The 15,615-nt window shown below is 62.0% G+C and carries 14 protein-coding genes; 10 read left to right on the top strand and 4 right to left on the bottom strand.

Annotated features, from left to right (window positions below):
- Positions 1 to 121: 121 nt before the first annotated feature.
- A complete protein-coding gene (locus CAG22_RS07400) occupies positions 122 to 733 on the top strand; it encodes a TetR/AcrR family transcriptional regulator (RefSeq protein WP_025340035.1) in 612 nt (203 codons plus the stop codon).
- Positions 734 to 871: 138 nt separating this feature from the next.
- On the opposite strand, the gene CAG22_RS07395 is transcribed toward CAG22_RS07400, so the two are convergent.
- A complete protein-coding gene (locus CAG22_RS07395) occupies positions 872 to 1,312 on the bottom strand; it encodes a heme-binding protein (RefSeq protein WP_013973539.1) in 441 nt (146 codons plus the stop codon).
- A 257-nt stretch (positions 1,313 to 1,569) separates the two neighbouring features.
- Here CAG22_RS07395 and gcl point away from each other — a divergent pair, with 257 nt between their 5' ends.
- From gcl to CAG22_RS07360, 7 genes are all read left to right on the top strand, one after another.
- Complete coding sequence (gene gcl, locus CAG22_RS07390; protein WP_015271168.1) at positions 1,570 to 3,345, top strand: glyoxylate carboligase; 1,776 nt, start codon at positions 1,570 to 1,572, stop codon at positions 3,343 to 3,345.
- A 68-nt stretch (positions 3,346 to 3,413) separates the two neighbouring features.
- A complete protein-coding gene (gene hyi / locus CAG22_RS07385) occupies positions 3,414 to 4,196 on the top strand; it encodes a hydroxypyruvate isomerase (RefSeq protein WP_085593168.1) in 783 nt (260 codons plus the stop codon).
- A 180-nt stretch (positions 4,197 to 4,376) separates the two neighbouring features.
- The gene (locus tag CAG22_RS07380) at positions 4,377 to 5,270 is read left to right on the top strand and encodes a 2-hydroxy-3-oxopropionate reductase (RefSeq protein WP_025340037.1); all 894 of its coding nucleotides are present in this window, start codon (positions 4,377 to 4,379) and stop codon (positions 5,268 to 5,270) included.
- A 247-nt stretch (positions 5,271 to 5,517) separates the two neighbouring features.
- Positions 5,518 to 6,792: a glycerate kinase gene (locus CAG22_RS07375; protein WP_025340038.1), complete on the top strand. Its 1,275-nt coding sequence runs from the start codon at positions 5,518 to 5,520 to the stop codon at positions 6,790 to 6,792.
- The gene (gene pyk, locus CAG22_RS07370) at positions 6,789 to 8,204 is read left to right on the top strand and encodes a pyruvate kinase (RefSeq protein WP_025340039.1); all 1,416 of its coding nucleotides are present in this window, start codon (positions 6,789 to 6,791) and stop codon (positions 8,202 to 8,204) included. The genes CAG22_RS07375 and pyk overlap by 4 nt, the downstream gene beginning before the upstream one ends.
- A 187-nt stretch (positions 8,205 to 8,391) precedes the next feature.
- A complete protein-coding gene (locus tag CAG22_RS07365; RefSeq protein ID WP_085705089.1) occupies positions 8,392 to 9,264 on the top strand; it encodes an urea transporter in 873 nt (290 codons plus the stop codon).
- 45 nt (positions 9,265 to 9,309) lie between these two features.
- Positions 9,310 to 10,131 (top strand): ion transporter, encoded by an 822-nt coding sequence (locus CAG22_RS07360; RefSeq protein WP_061551041.1) that lies wholly within the window; start codon positions 9,310 to 9,312, stop codon positions 10,129 to 10,131.
- A 48-nt stretch (positions 10,132 to 10,179) separates the two neighbouring features.
- Here the strand turns inward: CAG22_RS07360 and CAG22_RS07355 are convergent, their stop codons facing one another.
- The gene (locus CAG22_RS07355) at positions 10,180 to 11,127 is read right to left on the bottom strand and encodes an RHS repeat-associated core domain-containing protein (protein ID WP_085705087.1); all 948 of its coding nucleotides are present in this window, start codon (positions 11,125 to 11,127) and stop codon (positions 10,180 to 10,182) included.
- A gap of 361 nt (positions 11,128 to 11,488) precedes the next feature.
- Between CAG22_RS07355 and CAG22_RS07350 the strand changes: the two genes are divergently transcribed.
- Positions 11,489 to 12,490 (top strand): sulfate ABC transporter substrate-binding protein, encoded by a 1,002-nt coding sequence (locus CAG22_RS07350; RefSeq protein ID WP_015271174.1) that lies wholly within the window; start codon positions 11,489 to 11,491, stop codon positions 12,488 to 12,490.
- Positions 12,491 to 12,614: 124 nt separating this feature from the next.
- Here the strand turns inward: CAG22_RS07350 and CAG22_RS07345 are convergent, their stop codons facing one another.
- Positions 12,615 to 13,541, bottom strand: a complete 927-nt coding sequence (locus CAG22_RS07345) for a class I SAM-dependent methyltransferase (RefSeq protein WP_085691708.1) — start codon at positions 13,539 to 13,541, stop codon at positions 12,615 to 12,617.
- A 252-nt stretch (positions 13,542 to 13,793) separates the two neighbouring features.
- On the bottom strand, positions 13,794 to 14,693 hold the full coding sequence (locus CAG22_RS07340) for a DMT family transporter (protein ID WP_085588969.1): 900 nt from the start codon (positions 14,691 to 14,693) through the stop codon (positions 13,794 to 13,796).
- Positions 14,694 to 14,827: 134 nt separating this feature from the next.
- Between CAG22_RS07340 and CAG22_RS07335 the strand changes: the two genes are divergently transcribed.
- The gene (locus CAG22_RS07335; RefSeq protein WP_075047026.1) at positions 14,828 to 15,265 is read left to right on the top strand and encodes an Lrp/AsnC family transcriptional regulator; all 438 of its coding nucleotides are present in this window, start codon (positions 14,828 to 14,830) and stop codon (positions 15,263 to 15,265) included.
- The last annotated feature ends 350 nt before the right edge of the window (positions 15,266 to 15,615 follow it).

Raw genomic sequence — 15,615 nt, 5'->3', positions numbered from 1 at the left:
TCCAGAAGAGTGAGTGCCCAGGATTCTAGCCCAAAGCCGCTGCCTTGAGCGCCCGTCGAGCCCGGTGCTACCATGCCCGATCCCTCTTAGAGGTGGCCAGACACGAGGAAGATCCCTGACCATGAGCACCATTCGCGAGCGCAACAAGGAACTGATCCTGCGCGCGGCCAGCGAGGAATTCGCCGACAAGGGCTTCGCCGCCACCAAGACCAGCGATATCGCGGCCAAGGCCGGCCTGCCCAAGCCGAACGTGTATTACTACTTCAAATCCAAGGACAACCTCTACCGCGAGGTCCTGGAAAGCATCATTGCGCCGATCATGCAGGCGTCGACCCCGTTCAATGCCGACGGTGACCCGAAGGAAGTGCTGAGTGCGTACATTCGCTCGAAGATCCGCATTTCCCGCGACCTGCCGCATGCGTCCAAGGTGTTCGCCAGCGAGATCATGCACGGCGCCCCGCACCTGTCGCCGAACCAGGTAGCGCAGCTGAACGAGCAGGCGCGGCATAACATCGAGTGCATCCAGCGCTGGATCGACCGCGGGCAGATCGCCCATGTGGATGCGCATCACCTGATGTTCAGCATCTGGGCAGCGACCCAGACCTATGCCGATTTCGACTGGCAGATCTCTGCGGTGACCGGCAAGGCCAAGCTGGCCGACAGCGATTATGACGCGGCGGCGGAGACCATCATCCGCATGGTGCTCAAGGGGTGTGAGCCCGAGATAGCCTGACAGGGCCAGTGGGGCTGCCTTGCAGCCCATCGCGACACAAGGCCGCTCCTACAAGGGATCGCGTACTACCTGCGATCCCTTGTAGGAGCGGCCTTGTGTCGCGAAAGGGCCGCAAAGCGGCCCCAGCCATCTTCAGCCTTACGCCGCTACCCCGGCATCCGCCTTCAACCCCACCTCCTCGATCGCACTGATCGCGCACTGCTCGTCGATATCCGACGTATCCCCGCTGATCCCTACCGCACCCAGCACCTTGCCGTCCTGATCACGCACCAGCACGCCACCCGGCGCCGGCACCACCGGCCGCTCGCCCAACCCGTTCAGCGCGGCAAAAAATGCCGGCCGCTGCTGCGCATCCAGCGCCAGCAGGCGTGAGCCCTTGCCCAGGGCAATCGCGCCCCAGGCCTTGCCGGTGGCCACCTCCGGCCGGATCAGGCTGGCGCCATCCTCGCGTTGCAGCGCCAGCAAGTGGCCGCCGGCATCCAGCACCGCCACGGTCAGTGGCGCGGCATTGATCTTGCGGCCCGCCGCCAGCGCGGCATTCACCAGGCTGACCGCGACTTTCAGGTTCAAAGCGTTCATGGAAAGGTCCTCTTCTTGTTGTGAGAAGCCCTGAGGGCAGTTGAAAACCGATAGAACAAATAGAACACAACGAAAGATATTTTTGTATACAATATTTTGAAACGATCGTATGCGATGGCGCAAACCTCCGTTTTCACGGGCGCTCGAACGAAAGCGACGTCCGCCGACGAAAACCCGTTGACCTAAGCGGCCAGCCGTGAATACACTCTGGCACAAAGCAAGTTGTATACAATTACAAAATCGATGAGGCACAAACCATGAGCAAAATGAGAGCAATCGATGCAGCCGTTCTGGTCATGCGCCGTGAAGGTGTAGATACCGCGTTCGGCATCCCGGGGGCTGCCATCAACCCGTTGTACTCGGCCCTGAAGAAAGTCGGTGGCATCGATCACGTCCTCGCTCGTCACGTCGAAGGCGCCTCGCACATGGCCGAGGGTTACACCCGTGCCAACCCGGGCAACATCGGCGTGTGCATCGGCACCTCCGGCCCAGCCGGCACCGACATGGTCACCGGCCTGTACAGTGCCTCCGCCGACTCCATCCCGATCCTCTGCATCACCGGCCAGGCCCCACGTGCCCGCCTGCACAAGGAAGACTTCCAGGCTGTCGACATCACCAACATCGTCAAGCCGGTCACCAAGTGGGCCACCACCGTTCTGGAGCCAGGCCAGGTGCCTTACGCCTTCCAGAAGGCCTTCTATGAAATGCGTACCGGCCGCCCAGGCCCGGTACTGATCGACCTGCCGTTCGATGTGCAGATGGCCGAAATCGAATTCGACATCGACGCCTACGAACCGCTGCCAGTGCACAAGCCGTCCGCCACCCGCGTACAGGCCGAAAAAGCCCTGGCCCTGCTCAATGACGCCGAGCGCCCGCTGCTGGTAGCCGGTGGCGGCATCATCAACGCCGACGCCAGCGACAAGCTGGTCGAGTTCGCCGAACTGACCGGTGTACCGGTAATCCCGACCCTGATGGGCTGGGGCACCATCCCGGACGACCACGCACAGATGGTCGGCATGGTCGGCCTGCAGACTTCGCACCGCTACGGCAACGCCACTCTGCTGAAATCCGACTTGGTGTTCGGTATCGGTAACCGCTGGGCCAACCGTCACACCGGTTCCGTCGACGTCTACACCGAAGGCCGCAAGTTCGTGCACGTGGACATCGAACCGACCCAGATCGGCCGCGTGTTCACCCCGGACCTGGGTATCGTTTCCGACGCCGGCAAGGCACTGGACGTGTTCCTCGAAGTGGCCCGCGAGTGGAAAGCCGCCGGCAAGCTGAAGTGCCGCAAGGCCTGGCTGGAAGACTGCCAGGAGCGCAAGGCAACCCTGCAGCGCAAGACCCACTTCGACAACGTGCCGGTCAAGCCGCAGCGCGTCTACGAAGAAATGAACCAGGTATTTGGCAAGGACACCTGCTACGTCAGCACCATCGGTCTGTCGCAGATCGCCGGCGCGCAGTTCCTGCACGTGTACAAGCCACGCCACTGGATCAACTGCGGCCAGGCCGGCCCGCTGGGCTGGACCATCCCTGCCGCCCTCGGTGTGGTCAAGGCCGATCCGAAGCGCAAGGTGGTCGCGCTGTCGGGTGACTACGACTTCCAGTTCATGATCGAAGAGCTGGCGGTGGGCGCACAGTTCAACCTGCCGTACGTGCACGTACTCGTGAACAACGCCTACCTGGGCCTGATCCGTCAGGCGCAACGTGGCTTCGACATGGATTACTGTGTACAACTGGCGTTCGAGAACATCAACTCGACCGACGCCGCCACCTACGGTGTCGACCATGTCGCCGTGGTCGAAGGCCTGGGCTGCAAGGCCATCCGTGTATTCGAGCCGGCCGAGATCGCCCCTGCCCTGCTCAAGGCACAGAAGATGGCCGAAGAGTTCCGCGTGCCGGTGGTGGTCGAAGTGATTCTCGAACGTGTGACCAACATTTCCATGGGCACCGAGATCAACGCGGTCAACGAGTTCGAAGACCTGGCCCTGGTCGGCAACGACGCGCCAACCGCCATCTCGCTGCTGGACTGATCGCCTGACGCCCCCGTGCCGGCCCCTACCTGAGGGCGCCGGGGGCCTTCATCGCAAGGAGACACAACATGCCTCGCTTCGCTGCCAACCTGTCCATGCTGTTCACCGAACAGGACTTCCTGGCCCGCTTCAAGGCTGCCGCCGATGCTGGTTTCAGCGGCGTCGAATACCTCTTCCCGTACGACTTCAGCGCTGCCGAGATCAAGCAGCAGCTGGAGGCCAACGGCCTGACCCAGGTGCTGTTCAACCTGCCGGCGGGCGATTGGGCCAAGGGTGAGCGCGGTATCACCTGCCACCCTGACCGCGTCGAGGAATTCCGCGCCGGTGTCGACAAGGCCATCGAATACGCCAAGGTGCTGGGCAACACCCAGGTCAACGCCCTGGCCGGCATTCGCCCACAAGGCCCGGACTGCGCCACCGTGCGCAAGACCTTCGTGGAAAACCTGCGCTACGCCGCCGACAAGCTGAAAGCCGCCGGGATCCGCCTGGTCATGGAAATGATCAACACCCGCGACATCCCCGGCTTCTACCTGAACACCACCAAGCAGGCCCTGGAAATCCAGGCCGAGGTTGGCAGCGACAACCTGTTCCTGCAGTACGACATCTACCACATGCAGATCATGGAAGGTGACCTGGCTCGTACCATGGAAGCCAACCTGAAACTGATCAACCACATCCAGCTGGCCGACAACCCCGGCCGCAACGAGCCAGGCACCGGCGAGATCAACTACCGCTTCCTGTTCGAGCACCTGGACCGCATCGGCTACCAGGGCTGGGTGGGCGCGGAGTACAAGCCGCTGACCACCACCGAAGCGGGCCTGGGCTGGCTGAAGACCCATAACGCAATCTAAGGCTGATCGGGGTCCCGTGACACATGCCTGACCCTGTGGGAGCGGGTTCACCCGCGAATGCGATGTTGGCTTCACTGCCGCTTTCGCGGGTAAACCCGCTCCCACAGAGTTTTGTGTCCAACAAGGGGCCTGTGCAGCCTGCTCCATCGAGATTCAACAAATACAACGAGGTAATCTCTCATGGCTAAAATCGGTTTCATCGGCACCGGCATCATGGGCAAGCCCATGGCTCAGAACCTGCAGAAAGCAGGTCACAGCATCTTCGTTTCCACTCACCACGACGCTGCCCCGGCCGACCTGATCGCCGCCGGTGCCGTGGCCCTGGCCAACCCGAAGGAAGTTGCCCAGGAAGCCGAGTTCATCATCGTCATGGTCCCCGACACCCCGCAGGTCGAGAGCGTCCTGTTCGGTGACAACGGCGTGGCTGAAGGCGTGGGCCCGAACAAGGTCGTGATCGACATGAGCTCGATCTCCCCTACCGCTACCAAAGCCTTCGCCGAGAAAATCAAGGCCACCGGCGCTGCCTACCTGGACGCCCCTGTGTCCGGCGGCGAAGTCGGTGCCAAGGCCGCGACCCTGAGCATCATGGTCGGTGGCTGCCCGAAAGCCTTCGAGCGCACCCTGCCGCTGTTCGAAGCCATGGGCAAGAACATCACCCGCGTCGGTGGCAATGGCGACGGCCAGACCGCCAAGGTGGCCAACCAGATCATCGTTGCCCTGAACATCCAGGCCGTTGCCGAAGCCCTGCTGTTCGCCGCCAAGAACGGCGCGGACCCGGCCAAGGTACGTGAAGCACTGATGGGCGGCTTCGCCTCGTCGAAGATCCTCGAAGTGCACGCCGAGCGCATGATCAAGGGCACCTTCGACCCAGGCTTCCGCATCAACCTGCACCAGAAGGACCTGAACCTGGCCCTGCAGGGTGCCAAGGAGCTGGGCATCAACCTGCCCAACACCTCCAATGCCCAGCAAGTGTTCAACACCTGCCAGGCCCTGGGCGGCGGCAACTGGGACCACTCGGCGCTGATCAAAGGCCTGGAGCACATGGCCAACTTCTCGATCCGCGACGACAAGTAATTCGAATTCGGGGGCTGCTGCGCAGCCCAATCGCCGGCAAGCCAGCTCCCACAGGGACCGCACAATCCCTCAATCCTGTGCTGTACCTGTGGGAGCTGGCTTGCCGGCGATGAATTCAACACCTTTGAACCTGCGACCACAGGTTCAAAAGTGGCACCGAGCAACACCCGCCCCTGGTTCGGCCTGCACGGAGGCAGTTCCAGGGGCGTTTTTGATTCTGCAGAACAACAATAATTGGGAGCCTGCCATGTCGGTCGATCCGCAAAAACTTCTCCGCGAGCTGTTCGACACAGCCATCGCCGCCGCCCACCCCCGTCAAGTCCTCGAACCCTACCTGCCCGCCGACCGCAGCGGCCGGGTCATCGTCATCGGTGCCGGCAAGGCCGCAGCCGCCATGGCCGAAGTGGTCGAGAAAAGCTGGCAGGGCGAAGTCTCCGGGCTTGTTGTCACTCGGTACGGTCACGGCGCCAACTGCCAGAAGATCGAGGTGGTCGAAGCTGCCCACCCGGTCCCCGATGCCGCCGGCCTGGCCGTGGCAAAACGCGTGCTGGAACTGGTCAGCAACCTCAGTGAAGACGATCGCGTCATCTTCCTGCTGTCCGGCGGTGGCTCGGCGCTGCTGGCCCTGCCCGCCGAAGGCCTGACCCTGGCCGACAAGCAGCAGATCAACAAGGCGCTGCTGAAATCCGGCGCCACCATCGGCGAGATGAACTGCGTGCGCAAGCACCTCTCGGCGATCAAGGGCGGCCGCCTGGCCAAGGCCTGCTGGCCGGCCACGGTGTACACCTATGCCATTTCCGATGTCCCGGGCGACCTCGCCACGGTGATCGCCTCCGGCCCTACCGTGGCCGACCCGAGCACCTCGGCCGATGCCCTGGCCATCCTCAAGCGCTACAACATCGAAGCGCCCAAGGCCGTTATCGACTGGCTCAACAACCCAGCCTCGGAAACCGTCAAGGCCGATGACCCGGCCCTGGCCCGCAGCCACTTCCAGCTGATCGCCAAGCCCCAGCAGTCGCTCGAAGCTGCCGCGGTCAAAGCCCGCCAGGCCGGGTTCAGCCCGCTGATCCTCGGCGACCTGGAAGGCGAATCACGCGAAGTGGCCAAGGTGCACGCCGGTATCGCCCGGCAGATCGTCCAGCACGGCCAGCCGCTGAAGGCACCCTGCGTGATCCTGTCCGGCGGCGAAACCACCGTGACCGTGCGCGGCAATGGCCGTGGCGGGCGCAACGCCGAGTTCCTGCTCAGCCTCACCGAAAGCCTGAAAGGCCTGCCGGGCGTGTATGCCCTGGCCGGTGACACCGACGGTATCGATGGCTCGGAAGAAAACGCCGGCGCCTTCATGACCCCGGCCAGCTACGCCCGTGCCGAAGCCCTGGGCCTGTCGGCCAGCGACGAGCTGGACAACAACAACGGCTACGGCTATTTCGCCGCCCTGGATGCGCTGATCGTCACCGAGCCGACCCGCACCAACGTCAACGACTTCCGCGCCATCCTGATCCTCGAGACTGCCCAATCATGACGCCTGATAAAAAAGTCAAAATCCTCGCCACCCTTGGCCCTGCGATCAAAGGCATCGACGACATCCGCCAACTGGTAGAAGCCGGGGTGAACATCTTCCGCCTCAACTTCAGCCACGGCGAGCACGCCGACCACGCCCTGCGCTACCAGTGGATCCGCGAAGTCGAGCAGCAACTGAACTACCCGCTGGGTATCCTCATGGACCTGCAGGGGCCGAAGCTGCGCGTCGGCCGCTTTGCCGACGGCAAGGTGCAGCTGCAACGCGGCCAGGCCCTGCGCCTGGACCTGGACAACACCCCGGGCGACAGCCGCCGGGTCAACCTGCCGCACCCCGAGATCATCGCCGCCCTCGAGCCGGGCATGGACCTGCTGCTGGACGACGGCAAGCTGCGCCTGCGCGTCACCGCCAAGCACAGCGACGCCATCGACACCGAAGTGCTGGCCGGTGGCGAGCTGTCCGATCGCAAGGGTGTCAACGTGCCGCAAGCGGTGCTCGACCTCTCCCCGCTCACCGAAAAAGACCGCCGCGACCTGGCCTTCGGCCTGGAACTGGGCGTGGACTGGGTGGCCCTTTCGTTCGTGCAGCGCCCCGAAGACATCACCGAAGCACGCCAGCTGATCGGTGACCGTGCCTACCTGATGGCGAAGATCGAGAAGCCATCGGCAGTCGAACAGCTGCAAGCCATCGCGGAGCTTGCGGATGCGATCATGGTGGCCCGTGGCGACCTGGGCGTGGAGGTGCCGGCCGAAAGCGTGCCGCAGATCCAGAAACGCATCATCGGCACCTGCCGCCAACTGGGCAAACCAGTGGTGGTGGCCACGCAGATGCTCGAATCCATGCGCTTCTCGCCAGCGCCGACCCGCGCCGAAGTCACCGACGTGGCCAACGCCGTGGCCGAAGGTGCCGATGCGGTGATGCTGTCGGCCGAGACTGCCTCGGGTGAGTACCCGCTGGAAGCCGTGCAGATGATGAGCAAGATCATTCGCCAGGTGGAGAACGGCCCGGACTACCAGGCCCAGCTCGACGTTGGCCGGCCGAAGGCCGAGGCCACCGTGTCGGACGCCATCAGCTGCGCCATCCGCCGTATCAGCGGCATCCTGCCGGTGGCGGTGCTGGTCAACTACAGCGAGTCGGGCGCCTCGACCCTGCGCGCGGCCCGCGAGCGGCCACGGGCCCCGATCCTCAACCTGACGCCGAACCTGACCACCGCGCGCCGCCTGAGCGTAGCGTGGGGCGTGCACTCGGTGGTCAACGACCGCCTGCGCCAGGTGGACGAGGTTGTTTCCACTGCACTGGAGATTGCCCAGGCACAAGGCATGGCCAGCCGTGGCGACACGCTGCTGATCACTGCCGGTGTGCCTTTTGGCAAGCCAGGGTCGACTAACACGCTGCGGATCGAGACCTTGATCTAAAGCACCGCATCTCTCCTGTGGGAGCGGGCGTGCCCGCGAAGAGGCCAGCAGGGACAACGATGTTGCCTGAGCTGACGCATTCGCGGGCACGCCCGCTCCTACAGGGTCGGTGGTGTCGCACACAACTGCGGAAAACCCGAGGCCCAAAGAGGCCCACCGCTCCCCATCAACCTCACTGACTGCCCCGATGTACACCAAAAATTTCGTCAACCCGTGCCCCGACTGGGCCACGGCGTTACTCAACGGCTTCAGCCAGGTGCTGCTGCTGCGCCACCCCCTGTGCGGCCTGTGCTGCCTGCTGGCCATCCTGCTGACCGCCCCCGGCCTGGTCGGTGGCGCCCTGCTCGGCGCCCTGGCCGGCCTGCTCACCGCCCAGGCACGCGGCTACGACCGTGCCGACCGCCAGGCCGGGCTGTACTGCTACAACGGCGTGCTGATCGGCATCCTGATCAGTGCCGTGCTGCCCTGGTCGGTCATCCTGCCGCCACTGATCATCGCCGCTGGCGGCCTGTCCAGCATCATCACCCACCAGTGGCGCAAGCGCGGCGGCAAACTGCTGATCGCCTACACCGCACCCTTCGTGCTGCTGGGCTGGGCCGTATTGCTGATAGCCACCCCCTCGCCCAGCGGCTTCGTCGAAGCCGACCCGCTGTATGCGTTGGCGCGCGGCGTGGGCCAGATCTTCCTGCTCGACCAGCCCCTGGCCGGCCTGCTGATCATCATCGGCATGTTCATCGCCAACCCCTATGCCGCAATGTGGGCGGTGATCGGCTCGGCTATCGGCGGCGGCGTGGCACTGTTCGCCGACCAGGCGCAAGCCGCCTGGCTGGGCTTGTACGGTTTCAACGCCGCGTTGGCGGCACTGGCGTTCAGCAGGCAAGGTGAAAAGCCGTGGGTGACACTGCTGGCCATCGCCCTGGCCCTGCTGCTGCAACCGCTGTTCAAGCTGCTACCGGTGCCCGGCCTGACCGCGCCCTTCGTCGCCGCCTGCTGGCTGACGCACCTGGGCAACCACCTGGCCCAGCCCAGGCAGCGTGACGCTAGCCGCTTGCACAGCTGAAATGCAGCCCCTAGGCTCAGCCCATCGCTTTTGTGGAACGAGCCAATGAACAACCCTGCGAGCCTGCGCGAGCAGCTTTACATCATCGTCTTCCAGACCGATACCGTGGCTGGAAGACGCTTCGACAAGATCCTCCTGCTGATCATCCTGGCCAGCCTAGTTACCGTCATCCTCGACAGCATCGACGAAGTGCACCAGGGCTACGCCGGCCTGCTGGCCGGCATCGAGTGGGGCTTTACCGCGATCTTCCTGGCCGAGTACCTCACCCGCCTGTACTGCTCGCCCAAGCCGCTGCGCTATGCCTTCAGCTTTTATGGCCTGGTCGATCTGCTGGCGATCGTGCCGGGGATCATCGCGCTGTACTACAGCGACGCCCAGTACCTGCTGATCATCCGCGTGATACGGATGCTGCGGATCTTCCGTGTGCTCAAGCTCAGCCCGTACCTCAAGCAGGCCCATTACCTGATGGAGGCGCTGCGCGGCAGCAAGCAGAAGATCATCGTGTTCCTGGTGACGGTATCGACCCTGGTGACGGTGTTCGGCACCTTGATGTATGTGATCGAAGGGCCTGAGCACGGCTTTACCAGCATTCCCAAGGGCATCTACTGGGCCATCGTTACCCTGACCACGGTAGGCTTTGGCGACATCGTGCCGAAGACCCCGCTGGGGCAGGTGCTGTCGTCGCTGGTGATGATTACCGGTTACTCGATCATCGCCGTACCGACCGGGATCTTTACAGCCGAGCTGGCCAATGCCATGCGCGGGGAGCAGTTGCAGCACTCCTGCCCGAACTGCAGCAAGAAGACTCACGAGCACGGCGCGGCGTTCTGTTCCCGGTGCGGAAGCGGACTGTTTCCAAAGCTGTGATGTTGACGGCTGTGGCTGTGAGCCGCAGCCGACCATCGCACGCTTTGACTATCGACGAATTTGTCTAATTTCTGCATTCAGTCCGTCCTGATTGCTATTGAAGCCCGGAGCGCCGCTCCCATTCCACTCTTCAGCTGTAAACCAACTTTGCATCTCTTTTTCCAGCGCAGCAGCCCCAGCCTCATTGGGTTCGAAAGTAGTTATTGCAATCGGCTTTGAGCGCACTCTGACGAAACCATAATTCCCAGCAACACGATCAGTGGCAGAAAAATTGTAATCCTTCATTGAATCGCCTTTCAGATCAACTATCAAGCCACCCTTAACATAAACCTCGCGCCCGGCAAAGTTCTCATGAGTGGCTGTCCTCGGCAACAGATCCGGAGCCTCTCCCCGAGCCAACCTGTAGTGTTTGTAACCATCACCCTGAGCCTCATATACATAAATACTTCTACGTTCAGCAGCAGATCTCTTTTTGAGCAACTGTTTCAAAAGCCCCGTCGGCAAACCTTTTTCTTTCATGAAGCCGGTTGTACCAGTTCGACGCCACGGCATGAAAAGCTTTGTAATATTTACGCGACCTGAAGGATCCAAGCCATTGACCGGATCAGAGGTACAGTAGACATAACTATTGATACCGCCTTTATTGAAAGGGCTTAAATGATCAGGCGAAAGAAAGCGCATAAGTCTTGGCAAGAACTGACGATGCCCGTTCCCTAAAAGATAACCACTTGTTACAAAATCCAGTCTTTCACCATTGAAAGCTTGCCTACCCTCCATACCATTATGCGTACCAAATCCGTAGGGCGTATATGAGAGCTCATTAATTTCATTGGCAAGCTCCCCATACACTGTCCCTGTATCACTACTCATTAGTAGCTTGGTGCTGGCCCCGAACAACGCAAGCGGCCATGTTGATACAGAGAAAAAATTCAGATTTTTCTCACCCACTTCGCCTACCAACCTATTTTTACAAAAAAAAATTCGAACGCTTCTCATGAATCACCCTTAAAGACTTTAATTCTACACAACAATTCTGCCTTGACTGTCGCAATGACATCAAACCGCCCCATCAAATCCAATTGCAGTTTCAGGCCTATTCTGGGCACTTTTTATTTGAACTGGCTACTGGTAAATTTATCAGGTCTAATGCCAAAGCCCTCAGCCCAGCGCCTGTCGCCAGCACGCCATCCTTACAAAGTCGCGTATGGTTTAAGTTCGATGCGATCAACGTGACTGACCTCAGCAGCTGGGCTGCTGTTGGCATAAACAAAGTATTTTTTGTTCTTTAACTACCACTACCCCACCCGCTATAGTCGCAGGCAAACTGCCAACACCTTCTCGATAACAAGGAAGCAACGTGAAAAAACTCTTCACCGCCTCGCTGCTCGCCGCAGGCCTTGCCCTGGGCAATTTCGCCCAGGCCGCCCCCACCCTGCTCAACGTTTCCTACGACGTGATGCGCGACTTCTACAAGGACTACAACCCGGCCTTCCAGAAGCACTGGGAAGCCGAGCACAACGAGAAGGTCAACGTGCAGATGTCCTTCGGCGGCTCGAGCAAGCAGGCGCGAGCGGTGATCGATGGCCTGCCGGCCGATGTCATCACCATGAACATGGCCACCGATATCAACGCCCTGGCCGACAACGGCAAGCTGGTGCCGGACAACTGGGTAACCCGCCTGCCGAACAACAGCGCGCCGTTCACCTCGGCCACTGTGTTCATCGTGCGCAAGGGTAACCCCAAGGCGCTGAAAGACTGGCCCGACCTGCTCAAGGATGGCGTACAGGTGATCGTGCCCAACCCCAAGACCTCGGGTAACGGCCGCTACACCTACCTGTCGGCCTGGGGCTATGTGCTCAAGCAAGGCGGTGATGAAAACAAGGCCAAGGACTTTGTCGGCAAGCTGTTCAAGCAGGCGCCGGTATTGGACACCGGTGGCCGCGCCGCCACCACCACCTTCATGACCAACCAGATCGGCGACGTGCTGGTGACCTTCGAGAACGAAGCCGAAATGATCGCCCGCGAGTTCGGCCGCGACCAGTTCGAAGTGGTCTACCCGAGCGTGTCGGCCGAAGCCGAGCCGCCGGTCAGCGTGGTCGACAAGGTGGTGGCGAAGAAAGGCACCCAGGCAGCGGCCGAGGAATACTTGAAGTACCTGTGGTCGCCAGCTGCTCAGGAAATCGCCGCACAGAACTACCTGCGCCCGCGTGATGCGACGGTACTGGCCAAGTACACCGACCGCTTCCCGAAAGTGGACTTCCTGTCGGTGGAGAAGACCTTTGGTGACTGGCGCACCGTGCAGAAGACCCACTTCAATGATGGTGGGGTGTTTGACCAGATCTACACCAACAATCAGTAATTGATGCAGGCAGGTCCGGCCCTATCGCCGGCAAGCCAGCTCCCACAGGGACTCCACAGTACTCAAGACCTGTGCAGTACCTGTGGGAGCTGGCTTGCCGGCGATAGGGCCGGTACAGGCACCATCAGACCTGGCGGAATACCAGGGCCTTCAAGCCCCCCGCCGGGTCCACGTCAGGAAACTCCGGCGGGTTCTCCAGCCGCTCGACGAATGCCAGCGACGCCGCCTGCTCCGCCATCCCCTCGATCAGGAACTCCGGCCCGATGCCCGGGTCGTTCACGCACGCCAGCACCGTCCCGCCCTCGCTCAACAACTCCGGCAAGCGCCGCAGGATCTTCGCGTAATCCTGGGTCAGCACAAAGCTGCCGCGCTGGAAGGTCGGCGGGTCGATGATGATCAGGTCATAAGGCCCGTACTTGCGCACCTTGCCCCACGACTTGAACAGCTCGTGCCCCAGGTACGCCACCCGCGACGCATCGTGGCCATTGAGGCGGTGGTTGTCGCGGCCCCGGGACAACGCCGACTTGGCCATGTCCAGGTTCACCACCTGCTCGGCGCCACCGGCAATCGCCGCCACCGAGAAACCGCAGGTGTAGGCGAACAGGTTCAGCACGCGCTTGCCCGCCGCCTGCTCGCGCACCCAGCGCCGACCATAGCGCATGTCGAGGAACAAGCCATTGTTCTGCCGCACGCCCAGGTCCAGCAGGTAGGTCAGCCCGTCCTCGACCACCTCGCGCTGCTGGCACGGTTCGCCCAGCAGCCACTGGCCCGGGCTGTCGGGCAGGTAGCGATGCTGGAGAAGGATGGCCTGGCCAGCCCACTGCGGGCGCTCGGCGAGAGTACGCAGCATGGCCTCCAGTTCGGCCAGCTGGCCTTGCGCCGGCTCGCGGAACAGGGCGACCGACAGCACGCCTTGCAGCCAGTCGACGGTGACCTGCTCCAGGCCCGCCCAGCAGCGGCCGCGGCCGTGGAACAGGCGGCGGGTTTCCTGCGGGGCAGGGTCGAGGGCGGCGAGCAGGTGTTGCTCCAGAGTCTGGATCGGCGAAGTCATCATGGGTCGCAAACTGGCAAAAGCGGCATTCTACCCCCTGAGGGCGCTTCGCGCCCTATCGCCGGCAAGCCAGCTCCCACAGGTCCTGCGCAAGCTTCGAGACCATTGCAGTACCTGTAGGAGCAACTGTCTTGTACTGCCTGTGCTGGCCTCATCGCTGGCAAGCCAGGCCCCTATAGGTACCGCGCATGGCTTGAGCCCGATGCGGTCGAGGTGGGAGCTGGCTTGCCGGCGATAGGCCGCAAAGCGGCCTCAATGGCCCTTGACCGCCATCGTCCTGGGCCGGAACCACCACCCCTGCTGCATCCCCGCCGCCGCCAGCAGGATCAACGCCACCCCCAGCCACTGCAACGGTGCCAGCCGGTGCCCGAACGCCACCCAGTCCACCAGAATCGCCGCAATCGGGTAGATGAACGACAGTGCCCCGGTCAGCGCCGTGGGCAAGCGCTGGATGGCGCTGTACAGCAACACATACATCAAGCCGGTGTGCACCATGCCCAAGGTCACCAGGCTGGCCAGCGCCGGCACTTCACCCGGCAACCCGCCAAGCTTGACCCACGGCGCCAGCAACAGCACACCCGTGGCAACCTGGATCAGCGCGATCAGGTGCGGTGGCGTGCCACTCAGGCGCTTGATGATCAACGCCGCGATGGCATACAGGAAGGCCGCCCCCAGCGCCAGCGCAATGCCCAGCAAATAGTCCTCACCGCCACCCTGCCCCGCGCCATGGGCACTGACGATGGCCAGCATGCCGAGGAACGCCACGCTCAGCCAGGTGACCTTGGCCAGGGTGATCTTCTCGCCCAGGAATACTGCCGCCAGCCCCACCAGCATGAACGGCTGCACGTTGTACACCGCCGTGCCGATGGCAATCGACGCCCGCGAGTAGGAGGCGAACAGCAGCACCCAGTTGCCAACGATGGCCACACCGCTGGCAATCGCCAGCAGGAACGCCGTGCGGCTGATCACGCCCGGCCGCAGGAAGCCGAACCCCGCGCAGATCGCCAGCAAGGTCACGGCACCGAACACGCAGCGCCAGAACACCACCTCGAGCACCGGCTGGCCGGACACCAGCACGAACCAACCGATGGTCCCGGAAATCAGCATGGCAGCGACCATTTCCAGCGAGCCACGACGCAATGAACTGTCCATCTCACACCTCCTGTTGAAGACGGCAACAGTATGCAAAGGTTGCTGGTCGGCCTTCCAGCGGATAACGAAGGAAGATTGGCATGTTTGCCTTTACTATCAAGGCAAATCACGCGAACTACCTGATTGAGGTGACCATGACCGATGCCATCGACCAACTGCTGATCAACGCGCTCATGGAAGACTCGCGCCGCTCGCTCAAGGCCCTGGCGCAAATCAGCGGGCTGTCGGCGCCCAGCGTCAGCGAACGCCTGCGCCGCCTGGAGGAACGCGGCGTGTTGCGCGGTTACACCGTAGAGGTCGACCCGCGCGCCTTTGGCTACCAGCTGCAGGCCATCGTGCGCATCCGCCCGCTACCCGGGCAGCTGCAGGAGGTGGAGCGGCAGATCGTTGCCATTCCCGAGTTCACCGAGTGCGACAAGGTTACTGGCGAGGACTGCTTCATCGCCCGGCTGCATGTGCGCTCGATGGAGCAGCTGGATACCCTGCTCGACCGCATCAATGTGCTGGCCGAGACCAACACCGCCATCATCAAGAAAAGCCCGGTGAAGCGGCGGTTGCCGCCGATGGACTGATTTCTTACTGTTCTGGCCTCTTCGCGGGCACGCCCGCTCCCACAGGATCTCCACAGTCCAGGATGCTGTGCGGTCCCTGTGGGAGCGGGCGCGCCCGCGAAAAGGCCAGCACAGGAAAAGCTGACTAATTTTTGTACACAAGGATGTCACCATAAGTGCCGTTTTTGTGTGCACTTTCCAAGATCACGCCCCAATACGTTACACACTTCCCACAACTTATTCTGACCAAACGATCAACTAAATCATCCTCGAAAAATTTAAACCTGTTCATTTGGTCAACTTATATCCCCTTCATTTCATCAACTTATATTTCAACAAGATAGATTCGAAATGATGGCCAGCTGAAGTTT

The organism is Pseudomonas sp. B8(2017), from assembly GCF_002113575.1.
Taxonomy (GTDB): Bacteria; Pseudomonadota; Gammaproteobacteria; order Pseudomonadales; family Pseudomonadaceae; genus Aquipseudomonas; species Aquipseudomonas putida_Z.
Note: the sequence above shows the minus strand (reverse complement) of the source record. Positions and strands in the feature narration are given on the sequence as shown.